The sequence below is a fragment of the Paraburkholderia sp. BR14312 genome, assembly GCF_040948675.1.
Taxonomy (GTDB): domain Bacteria; phylum Pseudomonadota; class Gammaproteobacteria; order Burkholderiales; family Burkholderiaceae; genus Paraburkholderia; species Paraburkholderia nodosa_A.
Genome location: NZ_JBFPKI010000004.1, coordinates 273,042 through 287,999, shown reverse-complemented (window position 1 = coordinate 287,999; position 14,958 = coordinate 273,042). Strand labels below are relative to the sequence as shown.

The 14,958-nt window shown below is 64.6% G+C and carries 13 protein-coding genes; all 13 read right to left on the bottom strand.

Annotation, left to right across the window (positions count from 1 at the left end; genetic code table 11):
* Nucleotides 1-35: 35 nt before the first annotated feature.
* Nucleotides 36-1,922, bottom strand: coding sequence for a potassium transporter Kup (locus tag AB3X98_RS13395; RefSeq protein ID WP_342945873.1), 1,887 nt, complete (start codon nucleotides 1,920-1,922; stop codon nucleotides 36-38).
* A gap of 262 nt (nucleotides 1,923-2,184) precedes the next feature.
* Nucleotides 2,185-2,754 (bottom strand): phosphoribosyltransferase, encoded by a 570-nt coding sequence (locus AB3X98_RS13390; protein WP_028204126.1) that lies wholly within the window; start codon nucleotides 2,752-2,754, stop codon nucleotides 2,185-2,187.
* A 23-nt stretch (nucleotides 2,755-2,777) separates the two neighbouring features.
* Nucleotides 2,778-4,124: an adenylosuccinate synthase gene (locus tag AB3X98_RS13385; protein ID WP_069265559.1), complete on the bottom strand. Its 1,347-nt coding sequence runs from the start codon at nucleotides 4,122-4,124 to the stop codon at nucleotides 2,778-2,780.
* Nucleotides 4,125-4,304: 180 nt separating this feature from the next.
* Entirely contained in the window at nucleotides 4,305-5,456 is a 1,152-nt protein-coding gene (locus AB3X98_RS13380) for an ATP phosphoribosyltransferase regulatory subunit (RefSeq protein ID WP_368605038.1), read from the bottom strand.
* A 121-nt stretch (nucleotides 5,457-5,577) separates the two neighbouring features.
* Entirely contained in the window at nucleotides 5,578-5,769 is a 192-nt protein-coding gene (locus AB3X98_RS13375; RefSeq protein ID WP_368605037.1) for a DUF2065 domain-containing protein, read from the bottom strand.
* A 47-nt stretch (nucleotides 5,770-5,816) separates the two neighbouring features.
* Complete coding sequence (gene hflC / locus AB3X98_RS13370) at nucleotides 5,817-6,731, bottom strand: protease modulator HflC (RefSeq protein WP_368605036.1); 915 nt, start codon at nucleotides 6,729-6,731, stop codon at nucleotides 5,817-5,819.
* A 13-nt stretch (nucleotides 6,732-6,744) separates the two neighbouring features.
* Nucleotides 6,745-8,220 (bottom strand): FtsH protease activity modulator HflK, encoded by a 1,476-nt coding sequence (gene hflK / locus AB3X98_RS13365; protein WP_368605035.1) that lies wholly within the window; start codon nucleotides 8,218-8,220, stop codon nucleotides 6,745-6,747.
* A gap of 98 nt (nucleotides 8,221-8,318) precedes the next feature.
* Complete coding sequence (gene hflX / locus AB3X98_RS13360; RefSeq protein WP_083245311.1) at nucleotides 8,319-9,503, bottom strand: GTPase HflX; 1,185 nt, start codon at nucleotides 9,501-9,503, stop codon at nucleotides 8,319-8,321.
* Nucleotides 9,504-9,562: 59 nt separating this feature from the next.
* Nucleotides 9,563-9,799, bottom strand: coding sequence for an RNA chaperone Hfq (gene hfq / locus AB3X98_RS13355; RefSeq protein ID WP_027793540.1), 237 nt, complete (start codon nucleotides 9,797-9,799; stop codon nucleotides 9,563-9,565).
* Nucleotides 9,800-9,961: 162 nt separating this feature from the next.
* Nucleotides 9,962-11,299, bottom strand: a complete 1,338-nt coding sequence (der, locus tag AB3X98_RS13350; protein ID WP_324160615.1) for a ribosome biogenesis GTPase Der — start codon at nucleotides 11,297-11,299, stop codon at nucleotides 9,962-9,964.
* A 332-nt stretch (nucleotides 11,300-11,631) separates the two neighbouring features.
* Nucleotides 11,632-12,777: an outer membrane protein assembly factor BamB gene (gene bamB / locus AB3X98_RS13345; RefSeq protein WP_368605034.1), complete on the bottom strand. Its 1,146-nt coding sequence runs from the start codon at nucleotides 12,775-12,777 to the stop codon at nucleotides 11,632-11,634.
* A gap of 87 nt (nucleotides 12,778-12,864) precedes the next feature.
* A complete protein-coding gene (locus tag AB3X98_RS13340) occupies nucleotides 12,865-13,494 on the bottom strand; it encodes a tetratricopeptide repeat protein (RefSeq protein WP_028204134.1) in 630 nt (209 codons plus the stop codon).
* 79 nt (nucleotides 13,495-13,573) lie between these two features.
* Nucleotides 13,574-14,911, bottom strand: a complete 1,338-nt coding sequence (hisS, locus tag AB3X98_RS13335) for a histidine--tRNA ligase (RefSeq protein WP_342945877.1) — start codon at nucleotides 14,909-14,911, stop codon at nucleotides 13,574-13,576.
* Between the last annotated feature and the right edge of the window lie 47 nt (nucleotides 14,912-14,958).

The following is a 14,958-nucleotide window of genomic DNA, read 5'->3' as shown; positions in this document are numbered from 1 at the left end:
CCCGGGTGCCTTTTTTACTGGTCGAATCGACGCGGTCAGATTTCGATCTTCGTCCCGAGTTCGACCACACGGTTCGCAGGAATACTGAAGAAGTCGGTGGGCTTCGCGGCATTCTGATGCATCCACGCGAAGACACGCTCGCGGAAAATCGACATGCCCGGAAGCTGCGTCGGCACGACCGTCTCGCGTGCGAGGAAGAACGACGTGTCCATCATCTCGAACATCATGTTGTGCGTGCGCGAAATTTCGTCGAGCACGGCCTGCACGTCAGGCGTTTCGTTGAAGCCGTAATCGGCCTTCACGAGATAGAGCCCGCCGCCGATATCCTTGACCGTCACGCGCTCTGCGTCGCCCACATACGGAATGTCGCGAATCACGAACGTGAGGAAGATCGTGCGTTCGTGAAGGACCTTGTTGTGCTTGAGGTTGTGCAGCAGGCTCACCGGCACGAGCGATTCGCTGCCAGTGAGATAGATCGCCGTGCCCGAAACGCGATGCGGCGGGTGCGCGAGCAGCCCCTGCAGGAAAGGCATGAGCGGAATGCCGTCGGCGGCCGTGCGATCCTTCACGATCATGCGGCCCTTGAACCAGGTCATCAGCAGGAAGAACAGCAGCGCGCCGATGCCGAGCGGCAGCCAGCCGCCCTCCTCGACCTTCAGCAGGTTCGCGCCGAAGAAGCCCAGATCGACGGCTAGCAGCACCGTGATGATGCAGGTGACGAGCGCCTTGTTCCACTTCCACACTTTCGTCATCACGACGGCAACGAGCACCGTGGTGATCACCATCGTCGCGGTCACGGCGATACCGTATGCGGCCGCCAGATTGTCCGAACTCTTGAAGGCGACCACGATGCACAGAATGATGAAGAGCAGCATCCAGTTCACGACCGGCACGTAGATCTGGCCGATGGCGAGGTCCGACGTGTGCAGCACTTTCATGCGCGGCACGTAGCCAAGCAGAATGGCCTGGCTCGTCAGGGAATACGCGCCGGAGATCACGGCCTGCGAAGCGATCACGGTCGCCACCGTGGAAAGCACGACGAGCGGCAGCAAGGCCCATTGCGGCGCGAGCAGGAAGAACGGATTCGCGATCGCGCGATGGTCCTGCATCAGCAGCGCGCCCTGCCCAAAGTAGTTGAGCACGAGCGAGGGCATCACGAGCGCGTACCAGGCAAAGCGAATCGGCTTCGCGCCGAAGTGGCCCATGTCGGCGTAGAGCGCTTCCGCGCCGGTCAGCACCAGCACGACCGAGCCGAGCACCACGTAGGCCTGCAGCATGTGCGCGCCCATGAAACTGACCGCGTAATACGGACTGAGCGCCGCGATGACGCCAGGCGCCTGGACGATGCGCGAGACGCCGAGCACACCGATGGTGATGAACCAGAGCACCATGATCGGGCCGAACAGGCGGCCCACCAGCGCAGTGCCGTGCCGCTGGATCCAGAACAGCAGGATCAGGATCACCATCGTGAACGGCAGCACCAGATGCGAGAGCTTGGGCGCGGCGATTTCGAGGCCTTCCACCGCCGACATGACCGAGATCGCCGGCGTGATGACGGCATCGCCGTAGAACATGCACGCGCCGAAGATCCCCAAGGCCGTGAGCAGCGCAGCGGACCTGCTCTTGCGGCTGAACGAGCGCATGGCGAGCGCCATGAGCGCGAGCACGCCGCCCTCGCCGTTGTTGTCGGCGCGCATCACAAAAAGGACATATTTGACGCTCACGACGATCACGATCGCCCAGAACAGCAGGGAAATGACGCCGAGAATGGAAGTGTCGTTGAGCGGAATGCCGTGCGATGGGCTGAACGCCTCTTTCAGCGAATACAGCGGGCTCGTGCCGATGTCGCCGAACACCACGCCGATGGCCGCTACGGCGAGAGTAGGTAGCGGCTGCTTGGCCACGTGTGTGCTAGTTGTCATATACGCGGTAATCCGTTGCGAGGCGGAAAAAACGAGCGCTATTCTAAACCGGGCTGCGGCGGAAACCGAGCGGTCGTCGCGGCACTGCGACATCCCCCGATCCCCGCGCAGTTTAGCACCGGCCCCAGATGCCGTCTGCCCGCCTGCGCCGCCGCAGGCGAATCGGTGGGCGACGCACAAAAAAAAACGGAGCCATGAAGGCTCCGTCGTTGGATCTGGCCGCCGCGGGTATGGGAACCCTGGCGGCGGCACAACCCCTGCTTTACTTCTGCGCGTCTTGCGCTCGCTGCAGACCACGCTTGATCCACGCACTGAGATTGTGCGGGCGCACCGTATCCCATTCCTCGAACGGCTGGTGGATCCACGGATTGGTCGGCAGATGCTGGACGAAATAGTCCGGCGTCACCTTCGAGCAGCCTTTGTACCAGAGCACCGCCGAGCGCACGCCGGTCACAGCCGGGTAGCGCTCCTTGAGGTGCTCCTGCACGCGTGCGAGCGTGACGCCCGAGTCGACGAGATCGTCGACGAGCAGCACGTTGCCTTCCAGGTGGCCGCGCGTCATCGTGATGTACTGCGCGATGTCGAGCTCGCCCTGCTCCGTGCCGGCGGCTTCGCGGTACGAGCTGGTCGCGAGGATTGCCAGCGGCAGGTCATAGATGCGCGAGAGCTGGTCGCCCACGCGCAGACCGCCGCGCGCGAGACACAGGATCTGGTCGAACTTCCAGCGCGACTCGTGCACCTTGAGCGCGAGCAATTCGATCAGCCGGTGATACTCGTCCCAGCCGACCCACAGGTTCTTTTCGTCGTTGCGCGGGTCCATCATTTGAATCATTTTTGCTTCTGCCTTCTTACCACTTAGACCTTGAACGGATGACGCAGCAGGATCGTTTCGTCGCGATCCGGGCCGGTCGAAACCATGTCGATCGGCACACCGGCGACTTCCTGCACGCGCGTGAGATACGCCTGCGCGCTCTTCGGCAGCGCGTCGAACTGCGTGATGCCGATGGTGCTTTCGTTCCAGCCTTCAAACGTTTCGTAGACCGGCTCGCATGCGGCCACCTGCGAGGCGCCGCGCGGGAGAATGTCCACGTCCTGGCCAGCCACCTTGTAGCCGACGCAGAGCTTAACTTCGTCGAGACCGTCGAGCACGTCGAGCTTCGTGATGCACAGACCCGTCACGCCGTTGATCTGGATCGAGCGGCGCAGCGCGGCGGCGTCGAGCCAGCCGGTGCGGCGCGGACGGCCGGTGACCGAACCGAATTCCTTGCCGACCTTCGCGAGAGTGAGGCCCACTTCTTCCTGGCGATCGGCGTTGTCGGCGTCGTACAGTTCGCTCGGGAACGGGCCCGAACCGACGCGCGTGCAGTACGCCTTGGTGATGCCGAGCACGTAGTTGAGCTTTTGCGGACCCACGCCCGCGCCAGCGGACGCCGCACCCGCGACGCAGTTGCTCGACGTGACGAACGGATAGGTGCCGTGGTCGATGTCGAGCAGCGTGCCTTGCGCGCCTTCGAACAGCAGGTTGCCGCCTTCGTGGTTCACGTCATACAGACGACGCGAGACGTCCGTGACCATCGGCTTCAGACGATCGGCGTACGAGAGCATCGTGTCGAGGGTTTGCTGATAGTCGACGGCCGGCGCGCCCAGGTACTGCGTAAGCACGAAGTTGTGGTAGTCGAGGTTCTCGCGCAGGCGCTCGGCGAAGGTTTCCGGCTCGAACAGGTCCTGCACGCGCAGACCGCGGCGTGCCACCTTGTCTTCGTAGGCCGGACCGATGCCGCGACCCGTCGTACCGATCTTCGCGGCGCCGCGCCTGGCTTCGCGCGCCTGGTCGATGGCGATGTGGTACGGCAGGATGAGCGTGGTGGCTTCGGAGATGAACAGACGCTTCTGGACGTCGATGCCCGCATCTTCGAGCTCGCCGATTTCCTTGAAGAGCGCTTCGGGCGAAAGCACCACGCCGTTGCCGATGTAGCAGGCGACGCCGGCGCGCATGATGCCCGACGGGATCAGCCGGAGAATGGTCTTCTTGCCGCCGATGATGAGCGTATGGCCGGCGTTGTGACCGCCCTGGAAACGCACCACGCCTTGCGCGTGATCCGTCAGCCAGTCGACGATCTTGCCCTTGCCCTCATCGCCCCATTGGGTGCCCACGACGACGACATTGCGCCCCGGGGTTACATTCACTGCGCTGGCAGACATGGTGTTTCGTTAGCTGGTTAAAAACGTATTCTACCTGGGTTCAGCGGCAAGGCCGCCTTTTTTTCCCGAAATTCGCGGAATTTCCTTTTGCACTCAACGGCATGCGCGATGCGAAGCGTGCTTTGGCGCGCTCGCGCGCAGGCTTGCCGGGCGGCGCGAACGGCCGCCCCGAGTGCGGTATCAGGCGTGCTTTTCGACGACCCAGACGCCGTCGCGCTCGACGAGCACGCGGTCGCAGGCGAACTCGTCCATGTCGTGCTCGTGACCCGGCAGCGCCTGGATCACGACCTCGCCTGTATCGCGCAGCGCGGCGACGGCGCTGCGCAGCGCCTCGTCATGGCGCCACGGCGCGAGGATCGCGCTGCTGCGCGCCTCGACCGGTGAAATACGCGCCACTTCGCGCAAATCAAGTGAGAAGCCCGTTGCCGCGCGGGCACGCCCATACACTTCGCCCACCTTGTCGTAACGGCCGCCGCGGGCGACGGCGTTCGGCACACCGTCCACGTAGGCCGAGAACATCACGCCGCTGTGGTACGCGTAGCCGCCGAGATCCGCAAGGTCGATCATCAGCTCCGCACCCTCGATCTCGCGCACGAGGAACGCGAGGTCGTCGAGCGCACGAGCAATGCCCGGCAGCGCCGGCAGACGCGTGCGCGCCTCGTCGATCACGCTCTCGTCGCCGTAAAGCGACGGCAGCGCTCGCAAGGCGTCGCGCGTGGCAGCGCCGAGGTTTTGCGTGAGTTCCGCGAGACGCGGCACGTCCTTGCCAGCGAGCGCTTCATACAAAGCATCGCCAAGCGCGGCCGCAGCGGGATCCGCTTCGAAGATCGCCGCGAGCACACCTGCGTGCGAAAGGTCGAGGCGCACCTTCGCGAGGCCCGCGAGGCGCAGCGCATCGAGCATCAGCTGCTGGATTTCGAGGTCCGCTTCGAGGCCCGCGTGGCCGTAGATTTCCGCGCCGGTCTGGATCTGTTCGCGCGTGGCGTGCAGACCGCGCGGCAGCGTATGCAGCACGTTGCCGGCGTAGCACAGGCGCGTCACGCCCTGGCGGTTCAGGAGGTGCGCGTCGATGCGCGCGACCTGCGGCGTCATGTCGGCGCGCAGGCCGAGCGTGCGGCCCGAGAGCTGATCGACGAGCTTGAACGTGCGCAGGTTCAGGTCGCGCCCGCTGCCCACGAGCAGCGACTCGAGATACTCGAGCAACGGCGGCATGACCATCTCGTAGCCATAGGCGCGGAAACGGTCCAGCAGGCGACGGCGCAGCTCTTCGATCTTGCGCGCTTCGGACGGCAGCACGTCCGCAATATTCTCGGGGAGTAACCAGGTCGACATCGGTTGAGTCCTACCACAATGAGGGCCGCGCGCGGCCAAACGCCACGCGGCCCGATATTTCGGAATCCGTCAAAAACGCCAATCGCACACCGCCTCTGAGGGCGACTGCGGCACGAGGCCGTCAGGTCGCCAGCATCAGCAGGACGAGGCCGAGCCCCATCACGATGAGCCCACCGATCCTGATGTGATGCGGCGGCCGCTCCGCGATTTTACGGAATGTGTCACGCCACGCCGTCGGAAAGACGAACGGGAACATGCCCTCGATAATCAGCATCAGCGCGATCGCGAGCAAGAAGGAGCCAGCTATGTCCATGCGAAGAAATACGCCGCGCAGTGCGCGGCGCGTGTGTCTCGTTTTGTCTAGTGTTTGCGCGGGGTGGCGGAAGCGGGAGCGTTATCCCCGCTATTCGCGCCGCCGTTCGGACCACGCATGAAGCGGAAGAAGTCGCTCGACGAATCGACCACGATGACGTCGCCGGGCCGGAAGCTCTCGCGGTACGCGAGCATGCTCTGATAGAACCGGTAGAAGTCCGGGTCGCGCCCGAACGCCTCCGCGGCAATCGCGGCGGCCCGGCCGTCACCTTCGCCCTTGATCGCTTGCGCCTGAGCGTAGGCATCGGCCAGCACGCCCTGCTGCTTGCGCTGCGCGTCGTCCTTGATCTGCTGCGCTTCGGCCGCGCCCTTCTCGCGAATCTCGGCAGCAGCCTGCTCGCGTGCGGCGCTCATGCGTTTGAAGACCGTCTGCGCCAGCTCCGGCGGGTAATCGACGCGCGTGAGTTCGATGGCGATCACGTCGATGCCGAGCGGCGCCGCGGTTTGCCTCAGCGCGTCGCGCGCGCCGCTGGCGATGGCTTCCTGCTGCGCGAGCGCCTCGGTGAGCGTGACTTTCGAAATCGCGTCGCCAAGCGCGTCGCGCGACAGCGAGGCGAGACGATCGGAAAGCGTCTGCGCATCGCCCCTGGTCGCCGCGAAGAGCTTGATTGGATCGGCAATGCGATAACGCACGACCGGGTTCACGAGCAGCTCGGTCTTGTCCGAGGTCGTGTAGCGGTCGGCGTCGGGCGCATCGAACGCCTGAATGCGCGTGTCGATGAACGTGACGGTCTGGAACGGCGGCGGCAGCTTCACATGCAGCCCCGGACCGGCGAGCGTGGCATTGGCCCCGCCCGACGAAGAAATGATGGCGACGTGGCGCGGATCGACCATGAAGACGGCCGACGACGCAACCAGCACGACAACCACGACGGCAACAACGAGCGCAATGATCTTGTTCATATTGGCGCGCCCCTTATTGCACGTCGCTTTCGCGGCCGCGCGAGCGGAACGCATCGCGCGAACGGAAGGCGTCGCTCGCGGCGGCTGCCGCGTCGCTGGCCGTAGTTGCGGGAGCCGCGCCCTGCTGCTGCGCATCTTGCTGCTGGGCACCCGGTTGAGGCCCTGCCTGTGCACCCTGCTGTGGCTCGCTGCCGGCTGCCGGCGCGGAAGCCGCATTGGCGTCCGAAGCCGCGCCTGCCGTTGCCGCACCGGCGCCCGAGGCCGCAGCCGCACCCGTTGCGCCCGCCGCCACGGCGGCGCGCTGACGCGTCGTATCGACGAGCTTGTCGAGCGGCAGATAAATCACGTTGTTGCCCGACTTGCTGTCGACGAACACCTTCGTCGCATTCGAATAGATGTGTTGCATCGTCTCGAGATACATGCGCTCGCGAATCACAGCTGGCGCCTTCGCATACTGTTCGTAGACCTGCGTGAAGCGTTGCGCGTCGCCCTGCGCCTGCGAAACCACGCGCTCGCTATAAGCCTTCGCGTCGTCGACGAGACGCGCTGCCTCGGCCTGCGCGCGCGGCAGGAGCTGGTCGGCATAGGCCTGCGCCTCGCGCTTCGCGCGGTCGCGGTCCTGGCGCGCCTTGGCTTCGTCGTCGAGCGCGGCCTGCACCTGATCGGGCGCCGAGACGCTCTGGATCGCGACGCCGGTCACGCCGAGGCCCGTCTTGTACTCGTCGAGCGAGTGCTGGATCGTATCGGCAAGCTGGGCGCGAATCGGCTCGCGGTCCGCGTACAGCATGTCGTTCGTGCTGCGCGCGCCCACCACGGTGCGCACCGCCGCCTGAGCAGCCTGCGTGACGGTGAGGTCGGGATCGACGCTGCGGAACAGATAGTCGGTCGGCTGCTTGACCTGGTACTGCACGGTCAGGCGCACGTTGAGAATGTCGCCGTCATGCGTGATGACTGCAGCGTCCTTGACGTTTGCCGGACGCACGAGGTTGCTGCGGCCGATCTCGACGGTGCGGATCTGCCCGACATTGACGATTTCGTGAGTCTGGAACGGATACGGCATACGCCAGTGGACGCCCTGGCCAACCGTGTGGCGATACTGGCCGAACTGCAGCACGACGCCGGCCTGGCCTTCCTGCACGACGAAGACGCCGCTGCCCACGTAGATCGCAATGAGCACGCCGAGAACGATACCCACGCCGATGCGCGCGCCATGACCATTGTCCGGGCGCGGTCCGAAGCCGCCCGGGCCCTTGCCCTTGCGGCCGAAGAAAGCGGACACGCGGCGGTTGAAGTCGCGCCACATTTCGTCGAGATCCGGCGGACCGTCGCCCTTGTCGCCGTTGCCACCCTTGTTGCCGTTATTGCCCGACGGGCGGCGCCCGTCGTCAGAACGCTGGCCATTGCCGTCGCCTCGACCCCAACGCGGGTCGTTCAACGAGAAAATGGCGCGCGCGCGCTGCCAGCCAGTCCGCTTGTTGTAATCGTTCACCTGTGTTCGTTCACCAGAGTAGACAGCGGGTCAATTGCGTGCGAATTCCGTCGGGGCCGCTGGGCCGGCCTTGCGTGCAAGACAGTGCCGGGCGCGCCTCAGCGCTCGTGTTCAGGTTCCCAGTGAGGTTCTTCCTGTACCGCGCTCCAGTCTGCGGCCAGGGACTGCGGCGCATCGGCAAGCGGCTCGGCAGTCGCGATTTCGGCGATGACGGAGCGCAGCGCATCCAGTCCGACACCTGTGCGGGCGCTCAAAAAGACGCGCGAAATATTACCATATTCATCACGCTCGACCGTTCCGCCGCGGGCCGCCAGTTCCGGCACGGCGTCGATCTTGTTGAAGACCAGCACCTGACGGATCGTGTCCGCACCGATATCGTGCAGCACGCCGTTCACCTGATCGATCTGATCGAGGCGCACGGCGCTCGACGCGTCCACCACGTGCAGAAGCAGATCGGCCTGCACCGTTTCCTGCAGCGTCGCGCGAAACGCGGCGACGAGCTGGTGAGGCAGTTCGCGGATGAACCCGACCGTATCGGACAGCACGATCTGCCCCACTGCGTCGCCGAGCCAGACGCGCCGCGAAGTCGTGTCGAGCGTCGCAAACAGCTGGTCGGCGGCGTAGGCCTGCGCCTTCGTGAGCGCATTGAAGAGCGTGGACTTGCCCGCGTTCGTATAGCCTACGAGCGACACCGACATCGTGCGGTTGCGCTCGCGCTGACGCCGCTGCGTGCCGTGCTGGCGACGCAGCTTCGCAAGCTTGCCTTGCAGCATCTTGATGCGTTCGCCGATGAGCCGGCGGTCGGTTTCGAGCTGCGTTTCACCCGGACCGCGCAGGCCGATACCGCCCTTCTGGCGCTCAAGGTGAGTCCAGGCGCGCACGAGGCGCGTGGCGAGGTATTGCAGCTGCGCGAGTTCGACCTGCAGCTTGCCTTCGTGGCTACGGGCGCGCTGGGCGAAGATATCTAGAATGAGGCTCGTGCGATCGACCACGCGGCGATTGAGCGCGCGCTCCAGATTACGTTGCTGGGCGGGCGACAGCGCGTGATTGAAGATGACGATTTCGATGTCGTTCGCCTCACAGGCGAGACGCAGTTCCTCGGCCTTGCCGCTGCCGATGAACATGGCGGCGTCGGGGCTGGAGCGTCGCCCGGTGAGCGTGACAGCGGGAGTGGCGCCCGCGCTTTTGGCGAGCAGGCTGAGTTCTTCGAGACTGGCTTCGAACTCGGTCTTGCCGAAGTCGATGCCGACGAGTGCGGCGTTGATCAAATTAGAGGATGTCAAAATGAAAGCGGCCGGACCAGAGCAGCCTGCGAAGCGCCCCGGGCCGGCCGCGTCATGGGTCAGGACGCTTCCGTATCCGGGTGGAAGTTCACCGGACGGGCCGGAACCACCGTGGAGATGGCGTGCTTGTAAACCATTTGCGTAACCGTATTACGGAGCAACACGACGTACTGGTCGAACGATTCGATGTTCCCTTGAAGCTTGATGCCGTTGACCAGATAGATCGAAACAGGCACGTGCTCCTTGCGCAGCGCGTTCAGAAACGGGTCTTGTAACAATTGCCCTTTGTTGCTCATAGCAAACTCCGTATTTTTTTGCAGGTTTAACTTATATTGGGATGAAGAAAAAGAAATCCACCACCAATCGCTACACTATAGCCGATTCTCGTTCCCCCGCGCGGTTCCTGGCGGTTCGGCCAGGAGGCCTTTGCGGGGTAGCGAACGCTATTCAGCAACAGCCTAGTTTTTCTCTGTATAGGGATTCGTCGAGGAGCGAAACTCTATGCGCAATGGAGTGCCGGTGAGCGAGAAAGTTTCCCGGAAGCGATTCTCCAGATAGCGCTTGTAGGTCTCCGTCACGGCGTCGAGTGCGTTGCCGTGAATGACGATGATGGGCGGGTTCTGTCCCCCTTGGTGCGCGTAGCGCAGCTTCGGACGCACCGGGCCGCGGCGGCGCGGCTGCTGGAACTCCACAGCTTCGATGAGCGCGCGCGTGAGCTTCGGCGTCGGCAGCTTCGCCATGGCGGCGGCGTACGCGTCGTCGACCGAGCGCATCAGCGGGCCGATGCCGAACTTTTCAGTCGCCGAGATGAAGCGCATTTCCGCGAAGTCGAGGAACTTCAGCTTGCGCTGAAGGTGGTGCTTGGTGCGCTCGCGCGCGTGGTCGTCCATGCCGTCCCACTTGTTCACGCCCACCACGAGCGCGCGGCCCTGTTCCACCACGAAGCCCGCGATATGCGCGTCCTGGTCCGAGATTTCCTGCTGCGCATCGAGCAGCAGAATCACCACGTTGGCATCGGCGATCGACTGCAGCGTCTTCACCACCGAGAACTTTTCGATCGCTTCGAACACCTTGCCGCGGCGGCGTAGACCCGCCGTGTCGATCAGCGTGTACTTCTTGCCGTTGCGCTCGAAGTCCACATAGATCGAATCGCGCGTCGTGCCCGGCATGTCGAACGCGATTACGCGGTCTTCGCCGATCAGCGTGTTGACGAGCGTCGACTTGCCCACGTTCGGGCGGCCGACAATCGCGATCTTGACGCCGTGCTTCGCGGCGTCCTCTTCGCTCTCCTCGGGCTGGTCGGCGTACGCTTTTTCGAGCGCCTCATTGATCATTTCCGTCACGCCGTCGCCGTGCGCCGCGGAAATCGCGCGCGGGTCGCCGAGACCGAGTTCGTAGAAGTCGGCGGCCACAGCGCTGTACTTCATGCCTTCGGCCTTGTTGACGACGAGGAAGATCGGCCGGCCGGTCTTGCGCAGGTAGTCGGCGATGTGCTTGTCCTGCGGCGCGAGGCCATTGCGGCCGTCGCAGATGAACACGACGATATCGGCCTCTTCCACGGCCTGGCGCGTCTGGCGCGCCATCTCGTGCAGGATGCCGTCCTTCGCGACGGGCTCGAAGCCGCCGGTATCGACCACGAGATACGGGCGATCGCCCGTGCGCCCTTCACCGTAGTGACGGTCGCGCGTGAGGCCGGGCAGGTCGGCCACCAGCGCATCGCGCGAGCGCGTGAGCCGGTTGAACAGCGTGGATTTCCCCACATTGGGGCGCCCAACGAGGGCGATTACGGGTTTCATCTGATCTTTTCTACAGTAAGGCGCAGCGCCGGAGAGTCCGGCGCGCTGCGCGGCAAGTCCCGCGCCTGCGGGGCTGCATCAGTTGCAAATTATCACGAAATTCACGAGCCGGGCCGCGGCCCAGCGCCGAAAGCGCGGCGCGGCCGGGGCGGGACGCCGCGCGAACGCCGGGTGGCGCAACGGTGAACGGCGGGGTCGTGGACGCCGCTGTCCCAAAATGCGCATGGCCGGCTTGAGCCGGCCAGCGGGCGAGGCATCGGAACCCGGCGGCTCCAGCGCCTCTTGCGTCTGCTCGGTGCGCCGCTCGTGAGGCGCACCGCCGCAGACGACGCTTAATGCGGACGCAGACCGTACAGGTCGCCGTCCTTCGTCTGGACAACCAGCGTATTGCCAGCGAGCACCGGCGCGGCCATGATCGGGCTGCCGTCGGTCTTCACGCGCGAGACGAAGCTGCCGTCGTCGAGCGAGAGGAAATGCACGTAGCCCTGATAGTCGCCGAGCACGACCGCATGGCCCAGCAATGCGGGCACGCTCACATCGCGGCTCTTGAGCTTTTCGTTCGTCCAGGTCGGCTCGCCCGTCGACACGCTGAAGGCCCTCACGACCGACCAGTCGTCGCCGCCCACCACCGTGCTTTCATCCTGAGCGATGCCGGTCGTGCTCGAGAACGGCTTTTGCCACATCGGACGACCCGAATTGGCGTCGAAGCAACCCAGCTGACCCTGGAACGTGACTGCGCAGGTCGTCGCGCCGACCAGCGTGGGCGGACCGCTCACGTCATTGATGCGCTCGACTTCCGTCACGCCCTTCGGATACGAAACCGGCGTTTCCCAGAAAGCGTCCCCGCTTTGCAGGTTGATCGCCGCGAACGAGCCGCCCGGGAAACCGGCCAGCACGGCCTGTTCGCCCGCGAACGTCATGCCCGCCGAAACGCGCAGGTTCAGCGGCACGGCGCGGTTGCGGTAGATCCACTTCTGCTCGCCCGTCTGGCCGTTGAAGGCGACGATCTGGCCGTCGATCGTGCGCACGACCACGAGGCCGTTGCCGACGAGCGGCGGCGAGATGATTTCGCCCGGCGCCTTGGCTTGCCACGAGAGCTTGCCGTTCGAGTCGAGCACATAGACGTCGCCCTTCAGGCCGCCGACGGCCGTGAGATTGCCGTCGCTGCCCACGCCCGCCGAGAGGTCGTCCTTAAGCTTGGTGCGCCAGACGTCCTTGCCCGATGCGGCGTCGATTTTCGCGACCGAGCCGTTTTCGCCCGCCGCATAGACGGCGTCGCCCACGGCGACCGGCGCGAACAGATAGCGCCCCGCCTTGCCGACACTCGACTTCCACACCTGCTGGACGTCCAGCGCCGGCTTGAATTCGGTCAGCGGCACCGGCACGCGGCGCACGTCTTTCGTCGATGAGCAGGCTGCGAGAGCCAGGACGGTCATCGCCAGAGCGACGGGCACAACGGTTCGTTTCAGCAGATTCATCGGTGAACGACGCATGAATGAAGTTGGTTTGAATGGTTTCGCAACGCTGCGCGCAAGCCCGGCACGCTTCGCAATTTAGCCAGCGACTCAGCCGCCGAGCGCATCCAGCTTGAACTGGATCAGCTGACGCTCGGAAGCGTCGCTCTTCGGCAGGCTGTCGAGGGCCAGCTTGTAGGCCGCGCGCGCGTCGTCACGCTTGCCGGCCGCAGCCAGCAGATCGCCGCGGCCGTCTGCCACGATGCCCTTGAACGGACCCGAATCGGGTTGCGGAATCAGCGCGAGGCCCTGATCGTAGGCCTTTTCGTCGAGCAGGAGCGATGCGAGACGCAGCTTCGCGATCTGGCGGAATTCGTCGTCCTTCGCGTGGTCGGCGGCCCATTGCAGCTGCGCCTTCGCGCCAGCCGTGTCGCCCGCCATATAGAGCGCCTTGGCCACGCCGAGCGCCGTCATCTGCGCGTACGCCGTGCCGCCGAAGCGATCTTCCATGTCCGACGCCACGCGCGTGAGCATGGCCTTGTCGCTGCTGTTCGCGGCCTGCTGCACCTGGTCGTACAGCACGGCGGCCTCGGCCGCCTGGCGGCGCTGCCAGAAGTTCCAGCCGTTCCACGCTGCGAGCGCGAGCAGAACGATCAGCACGACCCACGTAGCGGCGTTACCCCACTGCCCCCACCATGCCTTGAAGCTCTCGATCGATTCCTGTTCGTCGTGGTAACTCATCGCGTAGCGATTCCTCGTTTATTCTGAAGCCTGTTTTCGAATGCGCAGCGACCTGGGCAGCCCCACCGGGGCGGCCCTGTTAATCGTCGCCGTCTTCGGCGGATGCAACCATCGCATTGATCAGATATTCGGTCAAGTCCTCAAGCGCTACCGTTTGTTGCTCGCTGCGGGCCTCCGCGGCCGTGCCGCGCAGCGCCTTCACACCGGCCTCGCCTCTCGCCACTTCGTCCTCGCCGAGTACCACGGCAAAGGCCGCGCCGCTGGCATCCGCGCGCTTCATCTGCGACTTGAAGCTCGCGCTCTGACCGTCGGCGCTGCAATGCAAGATAACGTCGAGGCCCGTATCGCGCAGACGCTCCGCCACGATGAACGCCTTCTCACGCGCGGCTTCGCCCTGGTGGACAACGTAGACATCGCAACCATCTTCTTCCGGCACGAGGTCTTCTTCCTTGAGCAGTTCGAGAATGCGCTCGATGCCCATCGCCCAGCCGCAAGCCGCCGTCGGCTTGCCGCCCAGCTGCTCGATCAGCGGATCGTAACGGCCGCCCGCCGCGACGGTGCCCTGCGCGCCGAGCTTGTCGGTCACCCACTCGAACACGGTCAGATTGTAGTAATCGAGACCACGAACGAGACGCGGGTTGATCTTGAACGGAATGTTGTTCGACTTGAGAATGCGCTGCAGCCCTTCGAAGTGCGCGAGCGAGTCTTCGCCGAGGAAGTCGATCAACTTCGGCGCCTTGTCCGCGATCTCCTGCAGCGCGGGATTCTTCGTGTCGAGCACGCGCAGCGGGTTCGTGTAAAGGCGGCGCTTGCCGTCTTCGTCGAGCAGATCGACGTGCTGCTCGAGATACTTGATGAGCTCGACGCGATGCGCCGCACGCTCTTCGGCCACGCCGAGCGAGTTGATCTCGAGCTTGATGCCGGTGAGGCCGAGATCGTCCCAGAGGCGTTGACACATCAGGATGATTTCAGCGTCCGCATCGGGGCCCGCGAAACCGAGCGCCTCGACGCCCACCTGATGGAACTGGCGATAGCGGCCGCGCTGCGGACGCTCGTGACGGAACATCGGGCCGATGTACCACAGGCGCTTCGGACCGTCGTAGAGCATGTTGTGCTCGATCGACGCGCGCACGGCAGCCGCCGTGCCTTCCGGACGCAGCGTGAGGTTCTCGCCGTTGAGCGCGTCGGTGAAGCTGTACATCTCCTTCTCGACGATGTCGGTCACTTCGCCGATGCCGCGCGTGAAGAGTTGCGTATGTTCGACGATCGGCGTGCGGATATTTTGATAGCCGTACGAACGAAGCAGCGACTTCACCGTGGTTTCGAAGAATTCCCACAGCCCTGCCTCCTGCGGCAGGATGTCGTTCATGCCCTTCACGCCCGAGAGCTTTTCGGGCTTGCGTTTTTGTTCAGTCATTGCGTTGCGAATTGGCTTTATGCGGTTGTGCGTATCGAGCGACGAGC

What these genes read in the sequence shown, in the direction of transcription:
- AB3X98_RS13395 (WP_342945873.1), bottom strand. Translation starts at nt 1,922, where the DNA reads ATGACAACTAGCACACACGTGGCCAAGCAGCCGCTACCTACTCTCGCC.
- AB3X98_RS13390 (WP_028204126.1), bottom strand. Translation starts at nt 2,754, where the DNA reads ATGATTCAAATGATGGACCCGCGCAACGACGAAAAGAACCTGTGGGTC.
- AB3X98_RS13385 (WP_069265559.1), bottom strand. Translation starts at nt 4,124, where the DNA reads ATGTCTGCCAGCGCAGTGAATGTAACCCCGGGGCGCAATGTCGTCGTC.
- AB3X98_RS13380 (WP_368605038.1), bottom strand. Translation starts at nt 5,456, where the DNA reads ATGTCGACCTGGTTACTCCCCGAGAATATTGCGGACGTGCTGCCGTCC.
- AB3X98_RS13375 (WP_368605037.1), bottom strand. Translation starts at nt 5,769, where the DNA reads ATGGACATAGCTGGCTCCTTCTTGCTCGCGATCGCGCTGATGCTGATT.
- hflC (WP_368605036.1), bottom strand. Translation starts at nt 6,731, where the DNA reads ATGAACAAGATCATTGCGCTCGTTGTTGCCGTCGTGGTTGTCGTGCTG.
- hfq (WP_027793540.1), bottom strand. Translation starts at nt 9,799, where the DNA reads ATGAGCAACAAAGGGCAATTGTTACAAGACCCGTTTCTGAACGCGCTG.
- der (WP_324160615.1), bottom strand. Translation starts at nt 11,299, where the DNA reads ATGAAACCCGTAATCGCCCTCGTTGGGCGCCCCAATGTGGGGAAATCC.
- bamB (WP_368605034.1), bottom strand. Translation starts at nt 12,777, where the DNA reads ATGAATCTGCTGAAACGAACCGTTGTGCCCGTCGCTCTGGCGATGACC.
- AB3X98_RS13340 (WP_028204134.1), bottom strand. Translation starts at nt 13,494, where the DNA reads ATGAGTTACCACGACGAACAGGAATCGATCGAGAGCTTCAAGGCATGG.
- hisS (WP_342945877.1), bottom strand. Translation starts at nt 14,911, where the DNA reads ATGACTGAACAAAAACGCAAGCCCGAAAAGCTCTCGGGCGTGAAGGGC.